Annotated in this window: 23 protein-coding genes and 2 pseudogenes; 10 read left to right on the top strand and 15 right to left on the bottom strand. The window is 59.4% G+C overall.

Features of this window, described 5'->3' with window-relative positions; translation table 11 throughout:
- Positions 1-13 precede the first annotated feature (13 nt).
- Genes AB8A38_RS25480 through AB8A38_RS25470 form a run of 3 tightly spaced genes read left to right on the top strand, consistent with a single transcriptional unit; the run spans position 14 to position 2462 of the window.
- Positions 14-1153, top strand: a complete 1140-nt coding sequence (locus tag AB8A38_RS25480) for an acyl-CoA dehydrogenase family protein (protein ID WP_309943802.1) — start codon at positions 14-16, stop codon at positions 1151-1153.
- Positions 1153-1890, top strand: coding sequence for a PIG-L deacetylase family protein (locus AB8A38_RS25475; RefSeq protein WP_309943800.1), 738 nt, complete (start codon positions 1153-1155; stop codon positions 1888-1890). The genes AB8A38_RS25480 and AB8A38_RS25475 overlap by 1 nt, the downstream gene beginning before the upstream one ends.
- A 17-nt stretch (positions 1891-1907) precedes the next feature.
- Positions 1908-2462 (top strand): class I SAM-dependent methyltransferase, encoded by a 555-nt coding sequence (locus AB8A38_RS25470; protein ID WP_309943799.1) that lies wholly within the window; start codon positions 1908-1910, stop codon positions 2460-2462.
- Here the strand turns inward: AB8A38_RS25470 and AB8A38_RS25465 are convergent.
- From AB8A38_RS25465 to AB8A38_RS25445, 5 genes and pseudogenes are all read right to left on the bottom strand, one after another.
- Positions 2395-3561 carry a glycosyltransferase gene (locus AB8A38_RS25465; RefSeq protein WP_439087852.1) on the bottom strand — a complete coding sequence of 389 codons (1167 nt, stop codon included), beginning with the start codon at positions 3559-3561 and terminating at the stop codon, positions 2395-2397. The two genes, AB8A38_RS25470 and AB8A38_RS25465, sit on opposite strands and share 68 nt — an antisense overlap.
- A 233-nt stretch (positions 3562-3794) precedes the next feature.
- The gene (locus AB8A38_RS25460; protein ID WP_439087851.1) at positions 3795-5486 is read right to left on the bottom strand and encodes an alpha-amylase family protein; all 1692 of its coding nucleotides are present in this window, start codon (positions 5484-5486) and stop codon (positions 3795-3797) included.
- Positions 5487-5971: 485 nt separating this feature from the next.
- Positions 5972-6536, bottom strand: a pseudogene (gene scpB, locus AB8A38_RS25455) (SMC-Scp complex subunit ScpB).
- A gap of 267 nt (positions 6537-6803) precedes the next feature.
- Positions 6804-7394, bottom strand: coding sequence for a ribbon-helix-helix domain-containing protein (locus AB8A38_RS25450; protein ID WP_439087850.1), 591 nt, complete (start codon positions 7392-7394; stop codon positions 6804-6806).
- A gap of 720 nt (positions 7395-8114) precedes the next feature.
- Positions 8115-8342, bottom strand: a complete 228-nt coding sequence (locus AB8A38_RS25445) for a hypothetical protein (RefSeq protein WP_439087849.1) — start codon at positions 8340-8342, stop codon at positions 8115-8117.
- A 1350-nt stretch (positions 8343-9692) separates the two neighbouring features.
- Between AB8A38_RS25445 and AB8A38_RS25440 the strand changes: the two genes are divergently transcribed.
- Positions 9693-10019, top strand: a complete 327-nt coding sequence (locus AB8A38_RS25440; protein WP_309943793.1) for a nuclear transport factor 2 family protein — start codon at positions 9693-9695, stop codon at positions 10017-10019.
- Between the two features lie 108 nt (positions 10020-10127).
- Here the strand turns inward: AB8A38_RS25440 and AB8A38_RS25435 are convergent, their stop codons facing one another.
- The 4 genes and pseudogenes from AB8A38_RS25435 to AB8A38_RS25420 all read right to left on the bottom strand — a co-directional run bounded on the left by AB8A38_RS25435 (position 10128) and on the right by AB8A38_RS25420 (position 12296).
- The gene (locus tag AB8A38_RS25435) at positions 10128-10424 is read right to left on the bottom strand and encodes a hypothetical protein (RefSeq protein WP_120286796.1); all 297 of its coding nucleotides are present in this window, start codon (positions 10422-10424) and stop codon (positions 10128-10130) included.
- 135 nt (positions 10425-10559) lie between these two features.
- Positions 10560-10778 (bottom strand): annotated as a pseudogene (locus AB8A38_RS25430) (RlpA-like double-psi beta-barrel domain-containing protein); the annotation flags it as partial.
- A 20-nt stretch (positions 10779-10798) separates the two neighbouring features.
- Positions 10799-10939, bottom strand: a complete 141-nt coding sequence (locus tag AB8A38_RS25425; protein WP_175500496.1) for a hypothetical protein — start codon at positions 10937-10939, stop codon at positions 10799-10801.
- Between the two features lie 1180 nt (positions 10940-12119).
- Positions 12120-12296, bottom strand: coding sequence for a DUF3606 domain-containing protein (locus AB8A38_RS25420; protein ID WP_081422158.1), 177 nt, complete (start codon positions 12294-12296; stop codon positions 12120-12122).
- Positions 12297-13149: 853 nt separating this feature from the next.
- On the opposite strand from AB8A38_RS25420, the gene AB8A38_RS25415 reads away from it, so the two are divergent.
- Positions 13150-14160: a DUF1236 domain-containing protein gene (locus tag AB8A38_RS25415; RefSeq protein ID WP_439087848.1), complete on the top strand. Its 1011-nt coding sequence runs from the start codon at positions 13150-13152 to the stop codon at positions 14158-14160.
- 137 nt (positions 14161-14297) lie between these two features.
- On the opposite strand, the gene mdoH is transcribed toward AB8A38_RS25415, so the two are convergent.
- The 4 genes from mdoH to AB8A38_RS25395 all read right to left on the bottom strand — a co-directional run bounded on the left by mdoH (position 14298) and on the right by AB8A38_RS25395 (position 19457).
- Positions 14298-16484: a glucans biosynthesis glucosyltransferase MdoH gene (mdoH, locus tag AB8A38_RS25410; protein ID WP_439087847.1), complete on the bottom strand. Its 2187-nt coding sequence runs from the start codon at positions 16482-16484 to the stop codon at positions 14298-14300.
- On the bottom strand, positions 16472-17935 hold the full coding sequence (locus AB8A38_RS25405) for a glucan biosynthesis protein G (protein WP_231081050.1): 1464 nt from the start codon (positions 17933-17935) through the stop codon (positions 16472-16474). The genes mdoH and AB8A38_RS25405 overlap by 13 nt, the downstream gene beginning before the upstream one ends.
- Positions 17936-18515: 580 nt before the next feature.
- A complete protein-coding gene (locus AB8A38_RS25400) occupies positions 18516-19127 on the bottom strand; it encodes a hypothetical protein (protein WP_068738739.1) in 612 nt (203 codons plus the stop codon).
- Between the two features lie 15 nt (positions 19128-19142).
- Positions 19143-19457, bottom strand: a complete 315-nt coding sequence (locus AB8A38_RS25395; RefSeq protein WP_068738741.1) for a hypothetical protein — start codon at positions 19455-19457, stop codon at positions 19143-19145.
- A gap of 262 nt (positions 19458-19719) precedes the next feature.
- Between AB8A38_RS25395 and AB8A38_RS25390 the strand changes: the two genes are divergently transcribed.
- The 3 genes from AB8A38_RS25390 to AB8A38_RS25380 all read left to right on the top strand — a co-directional run bounded on the left by AB8A38_RS25390 (position 19720) and on the right by AB8A38_RS25380 (position 22053).
- The gene (locus tag AB8A38_RS25390) at positions 19720-19959 is read left to right on the top strand and encodes a hypothetical protein (RefSeq protein ID WP_184511638.1); all 240 of its coding nucleotides are present in this window, start codon (positions 19720-19722) and stop codon (positions 19957-19959) included.
- Positions 19960-21101: 1142 nt separating this feature from the next.
- Complete coding sequence (locus tag AB8A38_RS25385) at positions 21102-21506, top strand: DUF1236 domain-containing protein (protein ID WP_068738747.1); 405 nt, start codon at positions 21102-21104, stop codon at positions 21504-21506.
- A 358-nt stretch (positions 21507-21864) separates the two neighbouring features.
- Complete coding sequence (locus AB8A38_RS25380; protein ID WP_231079554.1) at positions 21865-22053, top strand: hypothetical protein; 189 nt, start codon at positions 21865-21867, stop codon at positions 22051-22053.
- Here AB8A38_RS25380 and AB8A38_RS25375 read toward each other — a convergent pair.
- Positions 22050-23390 (bottom strand): ATP-binding protein, encoded by a 1341-nt coding sequence (locus AB8A38_RS25375; RefSeq protein ID WP_309943785.1) that lies wholly within the window; start codon positions 23388-23390, stop codon positions 22050-22052. The genes AB8A38_RS25380 and AB8A38_RS25375 overlap by 4 nt on opposite strands.
- A 71-nt stretch (positions 23391-23461) precedes the next feature.
- Between AB8A38_RS25375 and AB8A38_RS25370 the strand changes: the two genes are divergently transcribed.
- Positions 23462-24094, top strand: coding sequence for a response regulator transcription factor (locus AB8A38_RS25370; protein ID WP_092148399.1), 633 nt, complete (start codon positions 23462-23464; stop codon positions 24092-24094).
- 241 nt (positions 24095-24335) lie between these two features.
- Here the strand turns inward: AB8A38_RS25370 and AB8A38_RS25365 are convergent, their stop codons facing one another.
- On the bottom strand, positions 24336-24464 hold the full coding sequence (locus AB8A38_RS25365) for a hypothetical protein (RefSeq protein WP_286144418.1): 129 nt from the start codon (positions 24462-24464) through the stop codon (positions 24336-24338).
- Between the two features lie 253 nt (positions 24465-24717).
- Here AB8A38_RS25365 and AB8A38_RS25360 point away from each other — a divergent pair, with 253 nt between their 5' ends.
- Positions 24718-25557 carry a DUF1236 domain-containing protein gene (locus AB8A38_RS25360; protein WP_439087846.1) on the top strand — a complete coding sequence of 280 codons (840 nt, stop codon included), beginning with the start codon at positions 24718-24720 and terminating at the stop codon, positions 25555-25557.
- Positions 25558-25696: the final 139 nt, after the last annotated feature.

Raw genomic sequence — 25696 nt, 5'->3', positions numbered from 1 at the left:
CGGACTTCATCGCATGCTCGCCCACTGTCGTGAGGACACCGCCATTCTCGCCCCTTCCGAACGTCATAAGCTGCTGGAGAATGCGCAGGCCTTCGCCGCGAAGCTCTCAAGCCGCGCCTTTGATACGGACAGAACTGCTCACATCGCTCCGGACGTCTGGACGGACTTTCGCTTCAGCGGATTGGCCATGAGCCCTCTGCCTCATGAGTTCGGCGGCAGCAGTCTCTGGGACCCGCGGTTCGGCGCCGAACTCTGCACCATCCTGCGTCTGCTCGGCGGAGCGGACCTCTCGCTTGCCCGTATATTTGAGGGCCACGTCAACGCCGTGGGGCTGGTCTGCCGTTACGGAACACAAGCACAGATCGAAGGTCTCGCGGGAAGCGTACGTGATGGTGCGCTGTCCGCAGTATGGGGCGCCGACGACGCGCAGGGCCTGAGGATCACCCCGGAGCGGGATGGCAACGTCCTCAAAGGCCGCAAGATCCTAGCGTCGGGCGCCGGGTTCGTGATGCGTCCCCTGGTTACCGCATCAGCACCGGAGGGGCAGCAGATGTGCCTGCTCGACCTCGACATCGGATATGCGCACGACACGTCCAGCTGGCAGGCGCAAGGCATGCGCGCGACGGCGACCGGGACGGTCGACTTCACCGGGCGACGCATCACGGATCGTGAGCGGATCGGCGCTCCCGGCGACTTCATGCGACAGCCGCACTTCTCGGGCGGCGCATGGCGCTTCTGCGCCGTCCATACCGGCGCAACGGAACGGCTAGTCGACCTGTTCCGAGAGCACCTTAATTCCTCAGCAAGGGGTGAAGACGCGTATCAGCTCGAGCGCCTTGCGACTTGTGTCGCCGACGCGACGACGGCGCGCTTTTGGGTGGAGGACGCCGCGCGCCGTCTGGCGGTCGAAGATGATCCAGAGAGCATCGTGGCTTTCGCCAACCTCACCCGGATGGTTGTCGAACGATCCGCCCTGACTGTCATGGAGACCGTCCAGAGGGGCATCGGGCTTCGGGCGTTTGTGCGTCCTCACGACGTTGAGCGCATCTGCCGCGACCTGGCGACGTATCTGCGGCAACCGGTGCCGGACCGCGCCATGAGCGATGGGGCTCAGGTCTTTCTGAGTTCGTCGCGGTCGGCAGGAGACTTTTAGTGAAGGTTTCGGAATATCTCGAAGTGACGAAGGCGCTTCCTATCATCTCGCGCGAGGCGCTGACGGAGGGTGCGCCCTTCTTAATTCTCTCGCCGCACCCGGACGACGAGACGTTAGGTCTTGGCGGTCTGATCGCTCAGGCCTGCCAAGCAGGCCAGAAGGTTCACGTCATGATTTTGACCGATGGTGCGGGCTCGCACCCCCGGTCGGTCCAGTATCCTCCGGAACGGCTGGTCGATCTCCGGAAGGCGGAAGTCAGGGCGGCAGGCGAAATTCTGGGCCTCCATCCGGCGTTCGTACGCCATCTCGACCTCCCCGACACGCAAGCCCCTCTGGAGGGACCCCAGTTCGACGCGGCGGTCCGCGCTGTGTCCGACCTTCTTCAGGAGACGGGCGCAAAGGCCTTGTTTGTGACGTGGGATCGGGATCCGCATTGCGATCATCAGGCCGCCGCTGCCATCGCCAAGGCGGCCGGAGTCGCCAACCCAGCTGTCAGGCTCTGGGCCTACCCCATCTGGGGGTGGCACCTCGATCAGGACGACGATGTCCCAGGCTTCCCGCGAGGCCACCGGCTGGATATCGCTGGAGAACGTGATCTCAAGCACCGCGCTATCGCGGCCCACGCTTCGCAGATGTCCACGCTTATCGAAGACGATCCAACGGGCTTCCGGTTCACCGAAGAGACGTTGGCGCCGTTCCTTGGCGAGCACGAGTACGTTTACGAGGTCTCCCGATGAGGAGGCACATAGAGAGTTTGCCCGCTTCATACTTCGAGGAACGGTACCGGCAGGATATCGACCCCTGGGGATTCCGAACCAGCGCCTACGAGCGGGAGAAATATGACCGCACTCTGTCGGCTCTTACGCGCGCCCATTACGATCGTATCCTCGAAGTTGGCTGCTCGATCGGGGTCCTGACGGCAAGGCTCGCGCAGCGAGGCGGGCAACTGCTGGCGATCGACGCGTCCCGCACGGCGCTGGAAGCTGCGCGAAAGGACGCGCCGCCGAACGTCGCCTTCGAGGAATGTGTGCTGCCGACCGAATTCCCGGACGGCGCCTTCGACCTCATCGTGCTGTCTGAAGTGCTGTACTACTTCAGCCGGGCCGATCTCCTTTCGGTGGCCGAAAACTGCTGCAGGGTCCTCGCTCCCGACGGAGAGATCGTCCTCTGCCACTGGCTGGGCGAGACTGACTATCCGCTGAGAGGAACGGAGGCCAGCGACGCTTTCGCCTACGCCGTCGTCAAGCGAGTTCCGGCTCGCCGGATCCTTCGCGATGAAGTCTACCGCCTGGAGCGGCTGTCCGCGTGATTGCGGCGGCCCTCAGGCTTGCGACGATCATTCTGGCGATCGCGATCTGCCGAGGCAGCTCCGAGGGGCGTAGCGTCCGGTGAACCGTGAGAACAGGACTTCTGCCCGATACGGCTTCCCATGCCTCACGAAGCGTCGCCTCCTCGGCACGGAGGCGACGAACGAAGTCGGAGGGAATGCACAACCGGGCGGACATCGGACCGTCTTCGAGCGCACTCTGCCACGCCCGGCGGAAAAGCGATCGGTACATGGCGCGACGGGCGATCTGCAAGGCGGGCTCAAGATCGTCGTCGCAAGGAGCATTCAAATCGGCGAGCCGGTGTTGCATGGTGTCGGCCGCTCCGCCAGGCGCCCGCCCCAAGATCCGACAGGACGTCTGGACGACGACGTCGAGCGAGTGACGAACCTTGAATCCCGCCTCGTCCAACGCAGCCGTAAGGGCGGCGTCTTCGCCGAGAGCGCGTGCAGGAAGTCCTCCGATGGCCCGATAGGCCGCCACGGTTACGGCCAGGCTCGCGCCCGAAGAGACACGATGGTTCGGCCACGGATCATGGGCTCGCGGATCACAGCGCGCGACGATTTCCGCGGCAAGGCTGAGGTAACTATCTTCGAGCCTACCGCGGGACAGGAAATCCCGTCCAAGCGAAACGATCTCGAGCGGTTCTGCATCGATGTAGCCTGCCACGCACTCCACACCGTTCGCCAACTCATGGAGGTTAGACGAAAACCACGCGGGACCGACGCAGCTATCGGCATCCGTGCTCATAATTACACCGCCCGGGCCGAGCGCATCGAGGCGGTCGGCCGCAAGGTCCATTGCACGCTTCCGCGCCCAGCCGGCGTTGGCCATCTCCGACGGCAATTCCTCCTCTATGACCACCACCCTCTGCGGGACTGAGTCGGCGAAACGTCTGGCGACTGCCGAGGTACCGTCAGTGCAATTGTTGGCAAACACCAGGATCTCGAACGCGTCCGCGGCAAGGGGCGCGCCGAAACGGTCGCGCTGGACGGCCAGCGCAGCGATACACCGCTCGATCCGATCGGCTTCGTTGCAGGCCGGAATGGTGACGATCGCGAAAGGCTCGATGTTCGTATTCATAAGGCGGAGCGTCCTGGCGTAGGTGCGCCTGCTAATCGCCAGGTTCGATGCATGTTCCCTCAGGTGGGCCGCAGCGGCTACTCTATCAAGAAACTGGCGCGAAGGCCTGTCCATGTTCCAGGTCGTATCGCTCTCCAGGTTTTAGAGCGAAGCTTCTTCATCTGCCTTCCGCTGATGTCGGCGTACTCGCTGAGGGCCGCAGGCTTGGTCCCGCGATCCGGGCGCAGGCATCCTCACGCCGGATGCGCATCCGTATCACTGTCGATGTCACTGCGCCGGAGCAGATAATCTAGACCGCCGACGCGGTACCAGCGATAGGCATATGCTTCCAGCATCAGGTGATGCTTGCCCTGGGCATCGGCGCGGCTATGGTCTTCCGCCAGAAGATTGATCAGGTGGTCGCCCTGCTTGCCATCGAGGCCGAGTGCGAATGACACTTCGCGTGGCTGTTCGTTGAGATTATGCACGAACAGCACGGAGTTGTTGCGCCAGTCGTAGCGGATCGCCAGCACGGCAGGGTTGCGCGTGGCGATGATGGTGAAGTCGCCCCAGCCAATTTCAGGAACCTCCTTGCGCATCCGGATCATGCGCTCGGTCCAGTTCAACATCGAATTGGGATCGCGGCGCTGCTTGGCGACATTGACGTGATTGTAGCCGTAGGGGCCCTTGTCGATCACAGGATTCTTTGACTTCTCGCTCTTGGTGAAGCCGGCACGGGGTTCGGTCGACCATTGCATCGGCGTCCGCGCGCAGTTGCGTTCAGGCAGCGTGAGATCATCACCCATGGCGATCTCGTCGCCATAGCGCAGCACGGGCGTACCCGGCAGCGTGTACATCAGACTGTAAGCAAGCTCGAGCCTGCGTCGGTCGCCGCCGAGCATTGGCGCCAGCCGACGTCGGATGCCGCGATCGTAAAGCTGCATGTCCTTGTCCGGGCCGAATTTCGCGAACACCGTCTGGCGTTGCTCCTCGGTCAGTCGGCCGAGATCGAGCTCGTCATGATTGCGCAGGAACAGGCCCCATTGCGCCGTCGCCGGGCGTGGCTTGGTCACCTTCATCGCCGCAGCCAGTGGGCGCACGTCGCCGGAGGCCAGCGCATAGAAAAGGTTCTGGTTGACGTGAAAGTTGAACATCATCTGCATGCGGTCGCCGTCGCTGCCGAAATATTCCATGTCGGTTTCCGGCAGCACATTGGCTTCGGCGAGAATGATGGCGTCGCCCTTGCGCCATTGCAGGAATTCGCGGAAGGCGCGCAGCATGTCGTATTGTTCGGTGGGCTTGTTGACCTTCGGTCCCTTGGTGGCGATCACGAAGGGCACCGCATCCATGCGGAAGCCGGAGACGCCAAGCTGCAGCCAGAACCCCATGATCTTCAGGATCTCGGCCTGCACATAGGGATTGGATGTGTTGAGGTCCGGCTGGAAGTCATAGAACCGGTGGAAGAACCAGGACTTCGAGGTCGTGTCATGCGTCCAGGTCGATTTCTGAACGCCGGGAAACACCATACCCTTGTTGGCATTGGGCGGCTTCTTGTCCGACCACACATACCAGTCGCGATAGCGCGAATCCCTGGCGCCGCGCGCGTCCTTGAACCAGGCGTGCTGGTCCGAGGTGTGATTGACCACAAGGTCGATGATGACGCGGATGCCGCGCTGGTGGCAGCCATGGGTGAATTCGACGAAGTCGCCTAGCGTGCCATAGCGCGGATCGACGCCGTAGTAGTCGGAGATGTCGTAGCCGTCGTCCTTGCCGGGCGAGGGCTGGAAGGGCATCAGCCAGATCGCGGTGATGCCGAGGCCGTGAATGTAGTCGAGCCGCCGCGTCAGGCCCTTGAAGTCGCCGCAACCGTCGCCATCAGCATCCATGAAACTGCCTACGGAGAGGCAGTAGAAGACGGCGTTCTTGTACCAGAGGTCGTCGATCATGTGGCCCTTTGGTCCGTGGTTGTGTCGCGACCGGGTCGCGTCGATCAGCCGGGACTCACGCGGAATCGTTGGAGCTTGCCGACGGCGCACACGTCCAAAATCGCACCGCCGCTTTCAGTCCTGAACCATGAGAGCTCGACGCGAAGAAAAGATCCATCGACTACATGAGCCGCAATTACGTTTCGCCGTGCGGATGAAGTCGATTAAACAACTGGTGCTATCAATGGTTCCCGTCAACACAGCGATCCTTATAAAGAGCTGTGCGAATAAAGCGGAGTTTTCGTTTGGTGTCAGTGTCGACTATGACAGAATGCTAGCGACTGGACGGCGCGGAAGTCGACGAGTTTCCGACGGTCGGCATAATCGGCCCATTGTCAGCCCAGCGGGGATCCGGGACGTCGCGGCGCGCCGGCAAAAATTGCCGACCGGGCAAAAAAACCTGGGATGCACGCCGTGCCCTCGACCTTTTTGAGAAGTTCATCAGGCTACTCATCATCGCTCCCTTCACCCGGCAGGATGTCCCCTGCGAACAGCTCATCCTTGCTGAGCAGCCTGGCGTCCTTGAGCGCTTGCATGTCCGATTGGTCGCGCAGCGTATCGAATCCGAACTGCGCCAGGAACGTCTTCGTCATCACATAGGTGTGCAGCGCGCCGGGCCGCGGCCCGCGGTCCGGAGCCGATCAGGCCGAGCCTGCGCAGTTGTCCGGTCACGTCGCGGCTGATCTCCTTGCCAAAGAACCGCCCAAGCTCGCCGCGGGTGATCGGCTGGTAATAGGCAATGCACAGCAGCACCTGCATCTCGCTCGCCGACAACGCGCTACCCTGCTCGCTCGCACCGGTCGCTGTGCGGATCGCATCGGCAAACTGTTTGCGAGTGCGGTGCTGCCAGCCGCCGGCGACCGGCACGAGCTCATAGGGGCGGCCGCGCAGCTCGGCCTGGATGTCGTCGATGATCAGATCGAGAGTGCAGCCGCGGCCGACGACCCGCGCCAGCATGGCGCGGGTGACCGACTCGCGCTAGGCAGAGACCACCGCTTCGACGCGGCCCATCCATTCGCGCCAGCGCAGCTTCCCCGCAGATCCCTCAGCGTCGTCCAGTTTGACTTTTGCTTTGGGCGTCCCATTCTATAGCGCCGCCCGGACAGCGGCACGCCACGAAGGCGCTGTGATGCCCGCCCGAACTCTCCCGCCATCGCCCTCCCGCCCTGCTCGAGACATGGACATCCGGTCCGGCGACGTAGACGTGGGCACCATCGCTCAGCAAGACTGGAATGCGAACCCGGAAAGGTCTGGCATCTGGAAATGGACCTGCGGCTTCTATGGGACTACACCCTGGGCCTCGCGACCCGCATGCCTGAAATACCTGACCGTGACGATGTAAATCGCCGCTCTGAGAGTTTGCAGAGGGGCTATGGCCAGTTGAGGATCGTAAACGAAGCCCCGGTCGTTGAGCGAACGGCTTCGATCACGACGTGAAAAGCTTCGACTTAACAGTGGGTCCGTCCGCGAGACATTCACCCGGCCCGTCATGCCGCCAGACAACGAGCGCGCGCTTATTTCGCGGATTTTCCAGCGGAGGCATACATGACGATGATTGAGCATTGCCGGCCGTTGCTGATGACCGCATTGAATTCGCAATGCGAACGTTGCCAATTGCCGACTAAGTTGGGCGGGAGACCCGTCCTTTATTTTGGCTTTGAAATGCTGCAAGACGAAGAGACGGACGGCCGAGGTTAAGTTCACCTGAGGCCCATTGCGGTCAAGCAGTCTGACAAGGGCTGCTGGGCTCGTCCCTCGTTCAATGGCAATTTCCTTTAAAGCGCTCCAAAACTCAGGCTCAAGGCTGACGCTCGACTTCGATCCGTCGGCTTTAACGAGTCCCTGCTTTCTCCTTTTCGGCTGAGGCACGCTATTTCACCGTTTTGGTTTGCTGATCGACAGGTGCCTTACCTTCGTTTCTGATGACCGAGACCGCAGCTCCAATGAGACCCAGCAACAAGATGAAGCCGAGCGCGTAGCCGTAAATCGGTCGGATGGATCGTCGCGGACTCTTCAACATAGAGGCTACTTTCAAGGTCCCCCGGCGCTCGGGGCGCCGCGGCGAGGCAACCAGAAAATTGAACGCCTTACGAAGACACACTAATGCGGGGCATTCTGAGAAATGCGAGAACCAGAAATTGTTCCCATCTAAAAGTGAAGTCGTTCGGGAACAGGTTTTGTTAGTTTGCATTTCTCGGTTGGGGCGTCACGAGAGGAAACGACATGCGAAAACTTCTTATTGCAAGTGCAGCACTGACACTTATTGCAGCGCCGGCGCTCGCCCAGACGACGCCGAGCTCGCCCACTGCACCAACAACGTCGGACCGGACGACCGGCGCAGTTGGCTCGGAACGCGGCAACAACGCCAGCTCTCTCAGCGGTTCAAACGCAGCTGCAGGAAAAGCCGGTGGCGCCAACTCAATGAACAACGTTGACCAAGGCCGCACAAGCGGCGGTGGTGCAGGCGGCGCAGGCGGCGGTGCCGGGGGTGGCGCGGGCGGCGGGAACTAACTGTCCAGTTGGACGGATGTACTCTACTGGACAGCTGGGGCCCCGGAGCAAGTGCCGGGGCCCTTCGCTTGAGCACGCCTATTGGCCATGCTTCAATAACACTTGCCGACATGCTTTCGAAATGCGCGGCCTATTCTGCTGAAGGCAGGAAAGCACCATCATATCCCCGCCCTGAATCGCTTGTGCGCAATAGCGCTTCACGCTGGCACGGCACGCAGCCTGCTCCTCCAGCGTTCCGCTGCTTTGCGCGAGGGCTGTGCCGGAGAACACGATTGCCGCCGCTATTAAAAGGCTCGAACGTGTCATCAGTAACTCCTATCTGCCCTTGATAACAGCTCTTCGCCTTGCTCTGTTCCTCCACGGCTCACCAATTGGAAACATCATCTGGCTGGCCACTTGGTCGGATCGCACCGCACCATCGAGCGCGATGGGATTCGAACACCATTCGCACGGGCGAGTTGGACGGGCCCCCTGCTCGTGAAGAACATGAAACGTATTGCATCGATGAGCGTCTTCGCTCTCTACTTTCTAAGGAGCCCGCCTGGCAGAAAAGTGGCTGGACTGGCTACGATCCGGCGAGCAAACCTCGATGCGGACGAGTTGCGCAGAGAGCGCCAGCTGTATGGTTCTCTCTGATTGAGAAAAGGCCCGCTTCGGCGGGCTTTTTTTGTTAGCGTATACTTCGTCAGCAATCTGCCTCGCCTGTCGATCGGCCAGCCCGGAACGAATTATTCGGCCGGCTCTTAAAATCCCGGTCCGTGCGTGTGTCAGCGATGAATGCGGAGGCGAGAATGTTCCTGATGGGCCTTGGCGCGCTGCTAGTCCTAGGCGGCGTCTTGTACATGGCACGCGCCGCTATTTGGCGGGGATCGCTTAGCGGCCCAGATTCCTCCCGGCCAGTTCGCGACACTCTGGAGCCACCGCGGCGGGGCATGAGATTCTTGGGGCTCGGAACCAACTGGCCGGGCATTCTCCTAATGGTAATCGGCGCGGTTCTGTTGGTGTCGGGGGCCAGTTTCTAGACCGCAAATGTTCGCTCGGCTTGGCTCGATGCAAACCTTTTCCGATGGATGAACCCGTCTATCACTAGGGCAAGAAGGAGCCGGCGTGGCGCGACCAAGCTGGCGAGGGACCAATGAGTGAGCGAGATGAGATCGATCATCTGATACGTTCTGTGACCGCGGCGAGAAATCTTTTGAGAGACTACATCGGGCCGGGCTCGCGAGTGCCGTTGATCCAGTCGATCGGCTGATCGACGTGCTCGACGATTGGGACTTCGTTGCCACGCTGGATCGGCTCTATCGGCGCAAAGTGATCCGATTGATCGAATGACGAAAAAGCCGCCCGGCATGACAACGGACGGCATCCTGATGCGGCTGCCGGCTCCCCGTCCGGTGCCGCAGCATTCTTGGATAGGCTGATCGAGCTTGGTTAGCGCATCGTTATGCGCTCGCTCGTGCTGTCGGTCCGACCATCGGAGCAATCCCAAGATTTCAAAGTGCTAAGAGGACGGCGACCACCAAACACCACTAACATACTGTATACCGTCCACGGTGGGTTTCAGGCCACTTCCCTGAATAAACCATTCATGACGCATTCATTAGACTACTTCTAAATCGCTTGTTAGACGCATACGTTTGGCAAGTAGGTGAGAAAATGTCCTTTGACCCGATGGCCGCGGTAGTTGATTGGCTAGATGCTTATCGCTCAGGCGACCTTGAAAGTATTCTCGGCCTTTATGCCGACGCCGCTACGATCGAATGTGGTTGCGGCGGCGCGACGACGATAAATGGTCGCGAGGCTTTACGTGCATATTGGGAGCAGCGCCTAAGAGATTCTCCGGCCGCGGACTTGGATAATCTCGAACCGGCCCGTGATGGCGTTGCCATTACTTACGTTTGCCACGGCTCAAATATCCGGGCTGGCTTTGAATTTGATGCTGCTGGCCAGATCACCTTCCAAAAATGCGGCCCGCCAAATTAGGGCCACTTGACCGCGCAAACCGGCTAAGGGTCATCAGGCTGGTCGAATAAAAAGCCCGTCACCATCGCCGGCGCCGAGCAAGAGCGGCCGCAGGCTAATCGCGGGTACCTACCCGACTTCATCATCTGGCGGTTTTTTTTCGCTGCGCCAATCGGTGTTTGCCGTGTCGTCGTAGCCGCTTCTATTACTGTAGAACATCAAGGCCATCAGGCCGCATCCAATAACGAGTGAGAAAACCGTCCCGAGCGCCAAGGCGATCCAACCATGGATCGACATCTCAGCGTCCTCAGCTGACGTCCATGCCATCATCGACCAGACAATTGCGAAGAGCAGCATGGCGAACAGAACGATTAAAACGATGGCCTGACCAAAGTTAATCGTCCGGGATGGATTTTGCTCGCGCATTGCAACCTCCCTGTCGGCACCGTGCCTGTCCGGCTATTAGACACTCCATCGCAACGGATTACAAAAAGCCCGGCCTCCGTTCGACAGCCGGACAAGTTCCGGAGGCAAACACGACCGGGTCACCCGCTCGTGGGGCTACCGGACGGTGACGCGCGCGATACCACCCACGCCGATTGCATTGGCTGCTGCTCGAGACAGATCGATGCAACGCCCCTTGATAAACGGGCCGCGATCCGTGATCCGAACTTTTACCGACCGATCATTGGCTTTAGCATCGTGACGTGGCTGCCGAAGCGCGTGGTGCGGTGTGCGGCCGCCAGGGCGTAAGTTGAACCGTTCGCCCGAGGCCGTCCTGCGGCCGTGATAGCCATCTCCTACGCCGTATGGCTAGCGATGCAGGTTTCCTCCTTGGTCATGGTGAGGTTGAGGGATACGACGCCTTCGAGGAAGTTCTGAGCAGCAGCAGGCCTGACGGAGAGCACGCACAGCCAGGCTGCCGCTAAAAGGTGGGTCATTGAGTTTCCATTTGTGTTGATGCTAGATTTTCCCGGCCGGAGCGATCGCAGGAAGCACACGCGACGGTCGGCCCGCCGCTCAAGGATTCGGCTGAGCGTCGGGCCATTTCATTGGCTGCTATTTGATGGAACGAAATCTATTATTGCCGCTTTTTCCTGAGGTCGGCAGTTGTGTGGTGCTGTCGGCCGGGCTCGGCGGCTTCCCCACCCCCAAAACCCAACGCCGCCGAGCCTCCTATGATTGTACTCAGCTGATGTGCCCTGCGCCGCCGGTGATAGGCGATGGCGAAATCCGCTCCGCAAGCCGCGAGAAGCAGCTAACGAATTTCGCGGTAAGGTTGAGTAGTTAGGTTAAGGAGGGTCTTGTGTTGTGCACATGAACGAAGGGCTTAGCGTCAAAAGTGTCGCGTGACGTTGCCGGACTTGTCGTTCGTACCGGCAACATTTCAATTGCGTGGCACGGGGTCGCTCAATTGCAATATGAGCGGCCCCACTAAGCTAGGCGGATGTTGACCGGAACGTTGTCGATCAGATCTGATTATTTGAGGAGCCGATGGTCGTTCTTCCAAGGTCATACAATCCGGTTTCCGTCGGCGCAGGAAGGATTCTAAGAATTCTGTTCTTTCCGGCGGCTAGCAGATGATCCCTTAAGCTGTCGCCGGGCTCGGCGGCTCCCCATTTCGGTTAGGACGCTATGATCCCGAGGAGCGCCGCGACGCATTCGGTTCGGTTGAGCCAGCCCGAGCGTTGCGTGAGCTTGGCCTCGACGTTGAATGAGGGCCCATCCAACGAGCATTGCGGCCAGAACGAGCGCAGACTTAGACCTGAGGACTTAGCCGGGGATCTCCCAGTTGGCGAAGGCCAAGTCGGCGTCAGACCTCCAACCTTCGGCGACGCGCGAAGGTTGGACCGGTAAGACTCCACGCTAGCCTGCTGAGCGCTTGACATCCCTCGGCGGGCCATTGGCCGCTCGAGATCGATATGCTGCGATGGCCCGATTGGATAACAGAAGGCGGCTCGTGATGCCCTCTCGCATCAGTCTGGCTACGTAAAATGTGAGGAATTGGTTAGCCTCACGAGCATCGTCCAGGTCTCCAGAGCGCCGCAGAAAATCGAAAGCGATATCGACGGACTCATCAAGAAGCGCAGCGAGCGAGACAGTAGTCAGGGTCGCCTCCCATTATGAAATTGCGAGCTCTTTACGCACGGTCGCGGCAGAGTTGCCAACTTTTTCGACAACGCTTTGCAACTCCTCCTTCGTAACCTTGAGGTGCTTGGTCCAGTATCGAACTTCATGCTCTTCGTGCATGTTGATCTTGCTGCGATCTTGCCGAGTTTTCTTTTTAAGATCGTCCATAGCAGCCTCGATTCGCCTGTTAGAACAGCGGACAGCGGCATCAAGTTCCCGCCAAGACCGCTTCAAAGCCATCTGGCACGGTCAGCGAATTGCTGCCGCCAGTCGCGCAGGTTAGCGCTCTGTAAAAGCCTTACGATCACATAAAGGAGCCGCGCCAACCCAAAGGTCCGCGCGGCGAGTTCGTCTATGCAAGAGTTTGCGTGCATGCAAGGACGTGGGATCAAGAGCTCTAATTGAGCGTTGTTCCCAGCGACTCACGTTTCGATGGCCCACATTTGAAAACGCTTATTTGACCTTCTACGGTGAACTCCAGCGGGCCAGTACGAGTACGTCGCGGGAAAGGTATGCAATTGCGACCCCGCTGCGGACCGGCTGAAGGTCGTCTAATTCCGAGGCCGGGCAGTCGTTGAGACGCCGTTCCCAGTAGGCCCGCAATGCGTCCCGCCTACAAATAATTTTGGTCCCGCTAAAACACCATAATACGGTTCCCGTCACGTCATTGTCGGGCGATTGAGCCCTTTGCGCGTCGCCGGTGCACCACGAGCGTGTGTCTGCCTTGACGTACTCCCCAATTACAATGGTTGCTTGATTGCCGGAGCAGTCCGGCGGATTTTGCGAGAATACAAGGAGTGAGCCGGTTAGCAGGCTTGAACTCGCAGGGACGGTGATGATCAGCAGGCGCCGTGCAATTGCGGCAGGCTCTCGCTCTCCGGCTCTGCCACGCGGCCATCAATGCATACGCGACCGAGAAGAGACCCTTGTCATTAGAATTTGCCACTTATTCCCGATTTCCATCGGAACTACGTGTATCTTCCTCGTTCACGATGACTACAAAAAAATGGAGGAATTGATCATGAAGGCGCGTTTCTTATTTAGCACTGCGGTCGGCTTGGTGTTCGCCACCGCAGCAATTGCTCAGTCGCCAAGCGCGACAGCAACCTCCCCTAGCACACAACAAACGCAGTCCCCGAGCACCTCTTCGCCTACGACTCAGAAGGCACCCGATACGACCAACGATCGGTCCACGTCCACCTCACCAAGCACATCGACCAGCTCTTCGCAGGCGCAGACGACTGCTCCGTCGTCGGCGGCCGGGTCTTCGACATCGCAGCCCCCGCAGGCGCAGACCAACACGGCGCCCGCAACGGCCGGCGGCCAGATGCAGGCTCCGACCAGCGGCGGTGCTAACGCTGCAGCGCAGCCAACGACAACGAATAATACGGCGCAGTCTCCTTCTAACAACGCGGCGCAAGCTCCCTCGACGAACAACAATGCGCAGTCGCAATCGACCAGCGTCAATGCTTCCGTCAATATTAACGACCAGCAGCGCACGCGTGTTACCCAGTCGATTTCTCGGCTCAACGTGCAGCCTCTTAACAACGTTAATTTTTCCCTGACCGTGGGCACCTCTGTTCCCCGCGACACCCGTCTGCAGACGCTCCCCTCTGAGGTCGTCGAAGTCGTACCGCAATATCGAGGCTACAGCTTCTTTGTGGTGCGCGACGAAATCGTCATCGTCGAACCTTCGACCTTGCAAATCGTAACTGTGCTGCCGCGCTCCGGTGGATCAACGGCCGCCGCGCCTGCACCGGCCCGCTCCAAGGTCTCGTTTACCGACACGGACCGGGACGTTGTGCGCAAGCACGTCAAGACGAGGACAACCGAGCGCCAAACGACCGGCAGTACGGCCAAGACGGTTATCCGCCGCGGCGAGCGTCTACCGGAAACGGTCGAGATTGAAGAATTTCCCGACGTCGTTTACCGAGAAGCTCCTTCACTGCGCGACTACCGCTACATCCACCGCGAAAATCGCACCTATCTGGTCGACCCCGGAGAGCGCGTGGTGATCGACGAAATTGACTGACACGACTTCACAAAGTGAATCGAGGCGGCCAATGGGCCGCCTCTTTTTCGCAATGTCATTACAAGGGCCGAAACCTCGGGTGCGATGGCTGTCATATGGGGGCTCGCGCACTTTTCCGTATTATATTTTGGCAGGTCCTACTCAGACTTCGTGGCGTGTGCCTTATCGGGCAGTGCAGCCAATTGCTGAAGCGCAACCCGACTGTTCAGCGCCGCAAAAGTCTCGCGCGTACTGAAAAAACTGACGGCTTCGTCAAAATCCTCAGCTTCCACAATTTTTGCTCGCGCGATGGCGAGGTCGGAATCGATCTGGCCACGGCTGCGTGGCTCATCAACCAGCGATCTCAAATGGGCCGCGCACAGATCCATGTCCTTACGCAATTCGTGCAGCGAGCTTGCGCCGTAGATCGGTGCCGCCAAGGCCAACTCTTTCGCGCGAATCAGTACTTTCGGCGGTAGATTCTGTTCGGGAGTTGCAAATAAGCGGGCGTGCTGGCCTGGCTGCAGCGCGCGCGACGACACGATGGCCAGCGGCATCGACAGCCACAGACCTACGATTACCGGCGTCATCCACAGGAATAGCGGTAGCGACACCGCATAAGCGCTAATCGCCATCAGTACACCGAACACGGTCGGTACCGCGTACTTTCTGACCACTTCGCGGATCGGGACAACGCCGTCGTCGCGGCGCTGAACCTGCCAGCCGGCATCCCGACCAAGCAGAATCTCGCCGACCGCCGACGATTGGAAGATCATCATCACTGGCGCGATCAGGCCGGACAGCAAAGTCTCGACGATGATGCCGGACAAAGCAAGAAAGCCGCCGCCGAACCGCGCTCGATTTTCGGCCTGGGTGAGCAGCAAAACGTAGGCAAGCAGTTTTGGTACGATCAGAAGACCCATCGTGCCGGCGAAGACCCAGGCCGCGCGAACCGGATCTTGGGCTGGCCACTGCGGAAACAGCGAAAACCCCTTTGCGAAATATTCCGGACGCACAAACTGGGCCTGCAGCGAGATGAGAATCCCGAGCACCAGAAACATAAGCCACAGCGGCGCAGTTAAATAAGAACCGATGCCGGTCAGGAGATGCAACCGCGAGACCCAATGAAGCCGTGGCGCTCCCAGCACAGCCAGGTGCTGCAGATTGCCCTGACACCATCGGCGGTCGCGCGCTGCAAAATCGAGGAGCGACGGCGGGCATTCCTCGAAACTGCCGCCCAGTTTCGGTGCCATGTGGATCGCCCATCCGGCGCGCCGCATGAAAGCTGCTTCAATGAAGTCATGGCTGAGAATATGGCCGCCGAACGGCTTGCGCCCGGGAAGTTCGGGCAGGCTGGCATGTTCTGCAAAGGCGCGCACGCGGATGATAGCGTTGTGTCCCCAGTAATTGCCTTCCGAGCCGTGCCACCAAGCGATTCCGGAGGCGATTACCGGACCGTAAAGCCTGCCAGCGAATTGCTGCATCCGTGCGAACAGCGACCGCGCATTGACAACGATAGGCAGCGTTTGGATCAGACCGACGCCGGGATGCTGCTCCATACCGGCGACCAGGCGCACGATCGTGTCACCAGTCATGAGGCTGTCGGCGTCCAGGATGATCATGTGATCATACCCAGCGCCGAACCGCTTGACCCAATCCTCAATATTTCCCGATTTGCGCGCGGTGTTGCGCATCCTATGGCGATAAAAGATGCGATCGCTGGCAGTCTCGCGGCGCAGTTTCAAAATGGCTTTTTCCTCGGCCACCCAGATTGCGGGGTCAGTGCTGTCACTCAGCACGTACCAGTCGAACTGCGCGGCGTAACCGGTCTCCGATATAGATTCCCACATCGCCCGCAACCGCGCCGTGATCTGATGGGGATCTTCGTTATAGGTCGGTAACAGCATCGCGTTGCGGCTTGAGATCATCGCAAGTGGCGTAAGCGGTTCTATGGCGAGCGGATCCCGTGCGCGCATCAACAGTAGGACGAAGCCGGCCAGCGCCGACATGAACGAGAACGCGACCCAGGCGAACAGCAGCACGAAGAGCGCCAGGACCATGCCTTCGAGGATGGTCACGCCGCCGACCTTCAGCACCTCGAACATCTCGTAGCCGCCGGCCGCGGTCAGGGCCACGGTGCCGAGGAGGATGTAAGCGCGCCGCAGAACAGTCGGCTTGGGCCTGAACTGCGCGCGTCGTTGGGAGGAAGCTGGCCCTGCGAGCCCATCCGATATCATCGTCAGCGGCATCTCTGGCGGTAGAAACCCCTCGCCCGCGCCGGCCGGCAACGCAGCCGCAGGCACGGTAACCAACGGCATTGGGTTCTTCACATTCACGGTGTCCATCGATAGACCCAAACTTCGGAGATCGCCTGATCGTCCTGCATCAAAGAAGCGCGCAATTCGACCGGCGCCTTACTCTTGACCGGCATCTCGAAACTCAGGCGCCAGCCGCCGTTTTGCGGATTCCGCTGTGTTACGATATTGCGGATTTCAACCTTTTCGGCCGTGACAACACCTTTGATCTTGGTGGGATCGATGGATTTGAGCTTGTCGCCAATCAGATCGAGCACAAATAGCTTAGTATCGTCCCCGCGCGCACCGATGCCGCTGCGTGAAAAGATCGCCAGCGCCGACGGCTTCGGTTGATCGGGCCCCCAATGCAGGCGGTAGGTAAACGCGAGTTCGCCCTTTGCTGGAAGCGGGTTTTTCGGACGCCAAAAGGTACCGATATTGTCGTGAATCTCTTCCTTGGTCGGAATTTCCAGCAGTTGCACCGATCCCTCGCCCCAATCGCCAATCGGCTCCACCCAGAGACTGGGGCGCCGTTCGAAACTTGATTCGAGATCCTGGTAGTCGGAGAAGTCTTTCTGCCGTTGCATCAGTCCAAAGCCGCGCGGATTTCGGTCTCCGAAAGAGCTGATCTGCAGATCGCGCGGGTTATGCAGGGGTCGCCAGAGCTGCTCGCCTCGCCCGTTGAAAATTGCCAGACCGTCCGAATCGTGCACGGCAGGGCGGAAATCGTCCACTTCCTTGCGGTCGTTCGGACCGAAGAAGAACATGCTCGTGATCGCCGCGAGGCCAGTGTTCTTTATTTCCACCCGCGGATAAATGACCATTTCTACATCGAAAATGGTCGTATCGCCTGGCCGGATGGTGAACCGATAGGCGGCCGCGGCACTTTCACTGTCGAGTAACGCATGGACTACAATCGAGTTGGCGTTGGACGCCGGCTTCTCGATCCAGAAGGACTTGAACTGTGGGAATTCCTCGCCGGCCGCCTCGCCGGTGTTGATGGACAGGCCCCGCGCGGACAAGCCGTATACTTGGCCTTTGGCCACCGCGCGGAAATAGCTGGCGCCGAGAAAAACGCAAACCTCGTCATAGTAATCGGGCTTGTTGATCGGGGCATGCAGTCGGAAGCCGCCGAAGCCTAAGTCAGCCCCGGCCGGCGGGGGCGGCGTAGCGCCAAAGGAGAAATTCTCAGGTTGATAAGGGACTTGGGTCGCCTGGCCATTGGCCACTTCATAGATATCGACGCGATTGGTGTAGAACGAGCCACGATGAAAGAACTGCACCTCGAAGGGCAGCTTCTCGCCGCGCCACAAAGCCTTCTCCGGATTAAAGCGCAGCGCGCGGTATCGGTCGTAGTCCAGATCCTTGAGGGAGTCTGGCAGCTTGTTGTCTGGCGCCTTGAACGCCTTGGCGGCGGCTTCCCGCGCCATTTGCCGCACCACGGCGGCGTCGAACGGCACAGGCCCGGGAGCTGCGCGGGCGCTGCGCGGGATAATCGTCATCAATGGCAAAGCGGCCGAAGCGCCGAGAAGTTGTCTGCGGTTCAAGGTGTCTCCAAACGCCAGAGTGATATGCAATAACACGCGCTGCACCATCGAGTTCCGCGAGCTGGAACATTCAGCGCTCTGCGCTTGCCGTGATTGCCGGTGTTTCCCGACTCTACCTCACTAAACGCTGGCGTTTCCCAACCCGCGGTTGGCCGGTGTCAAACGCCAGTCGACGGCGCACGAACTGACCATAGAACGAGTAAAAATAGCGCTGTCCGGTTACCGATAGACGTTGAATCACTCGGTTCACGCCGTGCGACGCCGCTAAGTCACCATTCAATGCGGCAGCCAAGATGCCCCCTGCCGGATGACTCACAAAAACCCTCAAGATCAGCTTTCAACGACGGACGCAGCGCTTCGACGATGCTGCATTGATCCGCATTAGTGCTGCCAATTTATCCCGCCGGTTGTTCATAATTCCCCGTCGCGTAGCCCGGTGTCTCGCATCGGCCGCCTGACACGCCACACCACTCCGCCCTGACTGCTGAGCTTGACCTCCGGTAAAAAAATGGCCCGCCGAAGCGGGCCATCGTTGTTATCGGGAACGACCGTACAATTCTCGCTCCTTGCGCACCTGCCCCGCATCGTAGGGCGGGCTTGCCGGGTCATACCCGCTCCAGCCCGACTTCTCCCAGGCCACACGGCGATCATTGAGATTGACTGACGATGGGCTCATCAGCGCCTCGAGGCGCGCGCGATCGGCCTCGTTGACCTTTGCCGAGACCAACGTGCCGCCGCGGCGAACGCCTTCCGCGTAAAGCGGTGCATCTTCCTTGGAGACGCCAGCCTCGGTCAGAGCACCAACAATGCCGCCGGTTGCTGCTCCGGCGGCAGCGCCGACTGCCGTGGCGGCAAGCCATCCTGCCGCGACAACTGGTCCAAGGCCAGGAATTGCAAGCAGCCCTAGTCCGGCTAGAAGGCCCGCAGCGCCGCCGATCCCTGCACCGATTCCGGCACCGGTGCCGGCTGCTTCGGCGCGATCATCGACGCCATCACCGTCGCGGTCCTTCTTGCCGTCGAACCAGCCCTCGGAGTTGTTGGCCACGATACTGATGTCCCCATGAGGAACGCCAGCGGCCTCAAGGCTTCCGACAGCTTTCTGCGCTTCCGTATACGAATCGTACAAACGCGAAATGGTCACGGTCATGAGATTACCTTCCGGTTACTTTGCTGCGTTGACGTTGCCCTGGAAATCGACGCTGATCGCACTGGTCGAGCCACCCTTGGTCGCTTTGCCGCGCCATACGCCGTTGTCGTCTTTTTTCAGTTCGGTGACGTTCGTGTACCCAGCCTTTTCGATGGCACTCTTGGCCTGCCCCTCGGTGAAGGAGTTGCGTCCGGCGACCGGCGCATTGGAGTTTTTCTGCTCGCTGTTGACGGCATTGTTGCCCGGACGATCTTTTGCCGCCGGGCTCTGGGCATGGGCTACTCCCGAGATCAGGAGAGCGGCGACACAGATAGTCGAAACGCGTTTCATAGGTCCCTCTTAGGTTGGTGTTTGGGATCCTCCAACAAGCTGTTAGCTGACGCGTTCCATTGATTGCCGAAAAAAGGCCTGGACCTACGATAGCGGCGCGACATCCCTTGCTTATGCCATTCTTTCCCGTAACGGCGGATCATATGGCCGGCTTGCGTGCCTTTGCTTGACTCACCGCCAAAACATGATCGGGAACTTTCGGCAATTGCGCGGATTGATTGACGCGTTTGCGTCTCGCAAATTTTGCAATGGAGGATACACCATGAAAACTCTTTATCTCGCCGGAGCCCTAGCTGCTTTCGCTTGTACCTCGGCCTTCGCTCAAACGACGACGGTTTCCAGCGACTACTACGTGGTGCGCGATGCCACCACCAAGAAGTGCACAATCGTTGATAAGAAGCCAACGACCACGACAACGACGATTGTCGACAACGGAACGTTCAAGACCAGAACGGAAGCCGAAACCGGCATGAAGACCATGAAGGTCTGCACAGAGAACTGACGCGCGTCAGCACCCGTCACTTCGATCGGTGACGGGTGCTTGTGCCGGCCGGTCACGGTATCGCGGTTCCGATTAGCGAGAGTCGACGCGACTAATCACAAGGATGCGCAATCGCGTGTCCAGCGCTCCACGACGTCTCGCGCTTGCAGCAGATGTCGGCGCGGCTCGCCTTAGCGAATGGCAGTGCCCAGCCGCCTTCGCGCGTAGCGGAAAGCGGGACACGCATGACTCGATCACTCAATGGGTCCCGTTGCCGAAGTGCTAATCGAGTGGGCATCACGCCTCTGTTGCAATTTCAGGAGCACATCGATCGATTAAGGGAACCTCCGTCCGCGTGACACATCCCTCGCAGCGAGCGCCAACGCTAAGCGTCGTTCTAAGTTAAGCCTGCGATCTTCTATTGGCGGCTTGAAAATATTATCGCGAGCGACCACGCCTCGATGCTCGTCGGCTTGGATTGCATCGATGTTGCAATCTTCGAACGTGCAGTACGTGAAAGCGACGCTGGTGGTCCCCTCATCGAGCAGTATCTGGCATTTGACGAACTCACAGCAGTCGTATCTCAGGAAAACGGGACGCCCGCGGAAATCCAGTACCCTTCCCTGAAATCTCGTTTGGTAGATGACGTGTTCGTCCGCACCATTGTCTGTGTTCATTTCGCGCCTAGGATTTCTGTTCATAGTTCGGTTATGCATTAGTCGGCTATCGGTCCCACTATTTTCTAATGTCAGAACTCCACCAGCTCATAGCGGTCAATCCCGGCATGGAGCGTCAGCCGCCTCGGGATGTCGACAAACAATTCCTCCGACGCCGGATGCGCGTCCAAATCCCCGCGCTCTATATGCAGCTGTCTTCCTCTCGGCCGCAATCGAGATACCAGGATTTCCCGCTCGTCCATTTCTGCCAGGGCTCACAATAGTCAGCACCACGTTTTCTGAATCACATCCAATAGTTATGATAGGTCATATGAGTCAATGTATTGACGAGTACCAACGTGGCGCGCGGTCCCCGATCATTCAGTTAGAAACCGTTTCCCCGCCTTCCACACGGTCGATGGAAAATGTCGGGACAAAGCGGCAATTCGACGGAACGACCTTAAGTGTTGGCAGTTTTCACTCCGCCAACACACCAGGAGGACGATCATGAAATTCATTTCCACGGCTGCCATTGCAATCGCTTCGCTGGCCTACTTCTCGCCAGCCCTCGCTCAGAATGGAGCGGCGGGCGGAGCCGTCGGCGGCGCAATCGTGGGTGGCGCCGTCGGCGGCCCTGTCGGTGCCGCCGTTGGCGCTGCCGCCGGCGCCACGGCAGGCGGCATTTCCGAGGCCAACCGTCCCCGCTTCCACAGCTACGTTACCGAGCGCCGTCACCCGTCGTACCGGTATGACCGCGAGCTACGCGTCGGTGCCGTATTGCCCGACAGCGGCGTCACCTATTATGAAGTTCCGCGAGAGTACGGTTCCACTGCCTATCGCTACACGGTGGTCAACGATCGGACCGTACTGGTCGACCCGGGCACCCATCGTATCGTCGAAGTGATCGACTAAGCGCGCTTTTCGAGGCGGGCCGCAAGGGCCGCCTCGACCAGTTCGATGCGTCTTTGTGGGAGGATCATCTTGCCCATATTTCAATATTTCGTGTGGGTCGGCGCCGTACTGCTGGGAGTTCTATTTGCCATCGGCGAAAGCGACAGCTCTCCGACAAGAAGCTCCTCCGCAAAGGGGTGGAGGCCCACCGATTCACTGCGCAGCATGCCGCATCATCGTCAGCCGGAAGACCCGCCACGTGCCCGGGACGCGGCGTTTCGCATCGTCAAATAATAGATCGGAGGCCCCAAGCCCTCTATTCAACGTGCCGTTCCTAAAGACTTAAGCAGGTCGTTGCTTTGTTCAGGAGTTGCTAGAGGTGGATGACTTCCAGCTAATGACGATCATAGCCGAGGCTATTAGCACTTGTTCTATCGAGAACCGCAACGGAGAAAAATTGCCGATAACGAGCGAGCAAGCGACCTGCGTTGCAAAGGTGGTGATTACGGCTCTCTCGCTGGCCGGTTTTGAGATCACGCCGATGGCAAAGACGGCCGGTCCAACCTAATCCGGCGCTGCCAGCGGTAGGCTGCACCGGATTGTTGTCCATCCGTCGGCACGGATGTAGTCAAACTTTCCTTCTAAGGCGCGGAGGCGCTCCTGCATCCCCGTCAGGCCCCGTCCGAATTTCGGCTCTAGGGGCGCCCTCGCACCATTATCGGCAACCTCGACCAGAATAGCTTCGTTCGTCACCTCGGTCTTCACGCTCATCTTAGACGCACCGGCATGTTTCAGGACGTTGGTGATGCCTTCCTGCAGCAAACGGTATACGGTCTGAGCGACCACACTGTCCGCCGTGACGATCCGGGGATCGATCTCGAATGTCACGGCCATTTCAGGCACCTGCGTGTGTACGTCACGCAAAAGCTTTTGAATGCTAGCATCCAGACCCAGCTCTTCGATGAGCATTGGTCGCAGCCGCTCAAGAATGCGGCGGTTGGCGATTTGCAAAGCCTCCACCGCCTGCAGCACACGCTCCTCTCCCATGGACCGGTTGGTGCCGCTGCCGCGGTCGTCGATCATAGCAGTAACGTTAGCCCGGATAGCAAACAGAAGCGGACCAAGTTCATCGTGCAACTCACGCGAGATGTCACGTCGCTCCTCATCTTGGATGGAGATCATCCTTCGTAATAGACTTCGGTTCTCTGAACTGAGGCGACCGAGAGTCAAAGCAAGCTCGTTCACGGACAAGCAGCTTTCCCGAACTTCAGGGGGGCCGGAACAATCGACTTTCTTCGAGAAGTCACCAGTGCGGAGCCGTGCCAGCCCCTCAGCGAGATCGCGTAAGGGCTGCAGCGCTGCGCCAATCGTCACAAACGACAAGAGGCCGGCAAGCAATGCCATGCCGACGAGTGACCCGAGAAGCGAGAGAAAGCCGATCCATTTCTCGTAGATCTGCGCAGAGAGATCTGGTTCGAAAATAAGATCGCCGACCCGGCGACCTTGGACCAGGACGGGAATATGCTGCGCAAGGTCAGGCACGAACAGCGCTTTCACGAACCATTCCGGGACCCTGCCGGACGTCTTGCCCTGCTCCGGTGCATGCACCTCGCCATCACGGCGAAACCGGATCGCGTCCGCAGGTGTCGAACCGAGCTGATCGACGAACGCCGCAAGGATTGCGTCGGGTCTTGTGGAGGCCGCGAGAGCGGCGTTCAAACCCGCCGCGACGGTGATTGCCGACCGCGCCGATGGCTCGTTTTCCTCCAAAATTTGATCCGAGGAGAAAATCCATAGCAAAGCGAGGCCGGCGATCAGGGCGCTCAGAAACATGCCGCCGAGCAGCACGCAAATGCGTGCACGCAGCGACAAAGTCGTCCACATTGGAATCATTAAATTGGTCAACCCGGCACCATTCCTCTGGTCAAAGCGTTGAAATCCAATATGCATAGCATAATTGCGAGATTGTCCCGCCGATGGCACAGACTGTGAAGCTCCTGATTGTCGATGACCACCCCGTCGTGGTGTCGGGCTGCCGTTCGCTGTTTGCGTCGGACCCTACAATATCCATCGATGAGGCGGTCGATGAGAAATCGGGGCACCGCGCCTATCTATCTAAACGGCCCGACGTGACGATCATCGACATCAATCTGCCGGATCTTTCCGGCTTCGAGTTGATGCGTCGTATCCGCAAGGATGATCCCGACGCGCGGATTATCATGTTCAGCATGAATGACGATCCAGCCTTTGTGGTCCGAGCCATCGAGCTCGGTGCCCAAGGCTATGTCTCTAAGGGCGACGATCCGCGTCTGCTCATCAAGGCAGTACGCAAAGTGGCTGCGGGTGAGAACTTCATTTCTCCGCATCTCGCAAAGACAGTAACGTTCTCAGGCGCTGCTATCCGGGCAAATCCGGCCACCAGCATGTCGGCCCGGGAACTGGAAATTCTTCGGCTCCTCGGCCGGGGCGACAAGATCGTTGAGGTCGCCGACGCGCTCGGCATCTCCTACAAGACGGTAGCAAATACCACGTCCCTACTGAAGCAGAAGCTGGGCGCACGGAACCACTCCGATCTTATCCGTATAGCCGTCGAGATGGGCTTAAATTAGAGTTCTTCACGATCAAGTCTTGGCCACTTTTTTCGGCACAGCTCCCATCAGCCGCAGGCTTAAAGCCTAAGGACGTGGATCGACAAGTGGCTAGCGTTCCTATGACATGGGAAGTGCCGCCACAGTCTTAGGGAGGCGCGACGCCTGTCGCCGGCCGCGCGAAATTCACTGTGGAAACGCTGCATTGCGTGCGTGGGCGCAGCGCAACAACAGCGCCAAGCGCGGAACGAGTGGCGGACGCTTAATCGCGTCCGCCGGACTTATCACCAATGATGACGATGACCGCGGCCGCGGCTCCAGCCGTAATGATGCCCGCGCCCGCGGGACCAGCCGTAATGATGTCCGCGTCCACCACGATGCATGTGGCCATGACCATGACCGTGGCCGCCCTTTATCTCGATCGCATCGCCCGAAGCTGTCATCGGCGCTAGCGGCATAGCGGCCACGGCCGCTCCACTTCCCGCCGTCAGCAAAAGGGCCGCGACCCCGGCGATCATCATCCGTTTCATATTGCTCTCCTTTGACCGCACCATGCGGCCGTTGACATAAATTCCCGGGCTGCGATGGGTTCCTGAGCTCGACGTTACGAAGACAACTGCTGGCATCAGCGCGTCTTTTGGAATATGGCGCCGCCCGTATTGCTTCTTTTACCCGGAATCGTCATCCAAGAACGGAACCAGGAAACTGCTTTCGCTGTTGTTGCGCAAGACCGAATGAGCGGTCTCGACAGTGGAGGTCATAAAATGAATAGGAGATTGATGGGATCGGCTGCGGCCATTGCCTTGATTGCCACGACTGCTTTCGCTCTGGCGCAGGGCGGCGGCGCGAGCGGATCAAAGGGCGGCGATGCACCTGCCGCATCAGCACCGCGGGCCGGCGAGGCTCCTTCGACCAACATGCCCGCTGCAAAGGGGACGGCAAGTGACGGCAAGTCGATGACCGATTCCAGGTCTGCACCTGATGCCAAGGCCGCCTCCGACCAGAAGGCCGCGCCTGCCAAACCAGCAACGACCGCCCAGGATAAGCCTGCCGTCGCTCCGTCGGATAAAGCCGGGACCTCTGCGCAAGAGCGCACCGACACTAAGGGCGCGAAGTCCGCGACGGACACCAAGTCGACAAGCGATACCAAGGCTGCCACTGACGCGAAGACCGGCGACGGCAAGGCCGGCTCCGCGTCTACGACGGGCAATGCCGCGACGTCTGCAACCGGTGCCCTTCCTGCTGAAAAGCGCACGCAGATCACTAGTGCGATCCGGCAAGAAAAGGTCGAGGAAGTTCGCAATGTGAACTTCAACATCTCAGTAGGCGTGACGGTACCGTCTACAGTGCGCGTGCACCCGCTCCCAACGCGAGTGATCGAAATCTATCCAGAATGGCGCGGATACGACTTCATTCTGGTCAATGGTCGTTACGTTATCCTTCGACCGCAGACGCACGAGATCGTCTACATCATCGAAGGTTAGGCCCGGCGCCGCCTTGTGGCGCTAGACACTCGTTCCTCGTTCACTCTACTGCCCCGGGTCCACATCCGCGGGCAGTTTTTTTTGGCCTTGTGCGGATCAATGCAGCTACAGCGGAACGATTGCCACTTTATCCCGTTGG

Origin of the sequence: Tardiphaga sp. 839_C3_N1_4 (assembly GCF_051811045.1) — a bacterium.
GTDB lineage: Bacteria > Pseudomonadota > Alphaproteobacteria > Rhizobiales > Xanthobacteraceae > Tardiphaga.
This window is presented reverse-complemented; position numbering and strand designations above follow the sequence as displayed.

What these genes read in the sequence shown, in the direction of transcription:
- AB8A38_RS25435 (WP_120286796.1), bottom strand. Translation starts at nt 10,424, where the DNA reads ATGCGCGAGCAAAATCCATCCCGGACGATTAACTTTGGTCAGGCCATC.
- AB8A38_RS25465 (WP_439087852.1), bottom strand. Translation starts at nt 3,561, where the DNA reads ATGAATACGAACATCGAGCCTTTCGCGATCGTCACCATTCCGGCCTGC.
- AB8A38_RS25460 (WP_439087851.1), bottom strand. Translation starts at nt 5,486, where the DNA reads ATGATCGACGACCTCTGGTACAAGAACGCCGTCTTCTACTGCCTCTCC.
- AB8A38_RS25415 (WP_439087848.1), top strand. Translation starts at nt 13,150, where the DNA reads ATGAAGGCGCGTTTCTTATTTAGCACTGCGGTCGGCTTGGTGTTCGCC.
- AB8A38_RS25420 (WP_081422158.1), bottom strand. Translation starts at nt 12,296, where the DNA reads ATGGACGATCTTAAAAAGAAAACTCGGCAAGATCGCAGCAAGATCAAC.
- AB8A38_RS25360 (WP_439087846.1), top strand. Translation starts at nt 24,718, where the DNA reads ATGGCGCCGCCCGTATTGCTTCTTTTACCCGGAATCGTCATCCAAGAA.
- AB8A38_RS25385 (WP_068738747.1), top strand. Translation starts at nt 21,102, where the DNA reads ATGAAATTCATTTCCACGGCTGCCATTGCAATCGCTTCGCTGGCCTAC.
- mdoH (WP_439087847.1), bottom strand. Translation starts at nt 16,484, where the DNA reads ATGGACACCGTGAATGTGAAGAACCCAATGCCGTTGGTTACCGTGCCT.
- AB8A38_RS25405 (WP_231081050.1), bottom strand. Translation starts at nt 17,935, where the DNA reads ATGACGATTATCCCGCGCAGCGCCCGCGCAGCTCCCGGGCCTGTGCCG.
- AB8A38_RS25395 (WP_068738741.1), bottom strand. Translation starts at nt 19,457, where the DNA reads ATGAAACGCGTTTCGACTATCTGTGTCGCCGCTCTCCTGATCTCGGGA.
- AB8A38_RS25370 (WP_092148399.1), top strand. Translation starts at nt 23,462, where the DNA reads ATGGCACAGACTGTGAAGCTCCTGATTGTCGATGACCACCCCGTCGTG.
- AB8A38_RS25480 (WP_309943802.1), top strand. Translation starts at nt 14, where the DNA reads ATGCTCGCCCACTGTCGTGAGGACACCGCCATTCTCGCCCCTTCCGAA.
- AB8A38_RS25445 (WP_439087849.1), bottom strand. Translation starts at nt 8,342, where the DNA reads ATGACACGTTCGAGCCTTTTAATAGCGGCGGCAATCGTGTTCTCCGGC.
- AB8A38_RS25440 (WP_309943793.1), top strand. Translation starts at nt 9,693, where the DNA reads ATGTCCTTTGACCCGATGGCCGCGGTAGTTGATTGGCTAGATGCTTAT.
- AB8A38_RS25400 (WP_068738739.1), bottom strand. Translation starts at nt 19,127, where the DNA reads ATGACCGTGACCATTTCGCGTTTGTACGATTCGTATACGGAAGCGCAG.
- AB8A38_RS25365 (WP_286144418.1), bottom strand. Translation starts at nt 24,464, where the DNA reads ATGGCCACATGCATCGTGGTGGACGCGGACATCATTACGGCTGGTCCC.
- AB8A38_RS25425 (WP_175500496.1), bottom strand. Translation starts at nt 10,939, where the DNA reads ATGACCCACCTTTTAGCGGCAGCCTGGCTGTGCGTGCTCTCCGTCAGG.
- AB8A38_RS25390 (WP_184511638.1), top strand. Translation starts at nt 19,720, where the DNA reads ATGAAAACTCTTTATCTCGCCGGAGCCCTAGCTGCTTTCGCTTGTACC.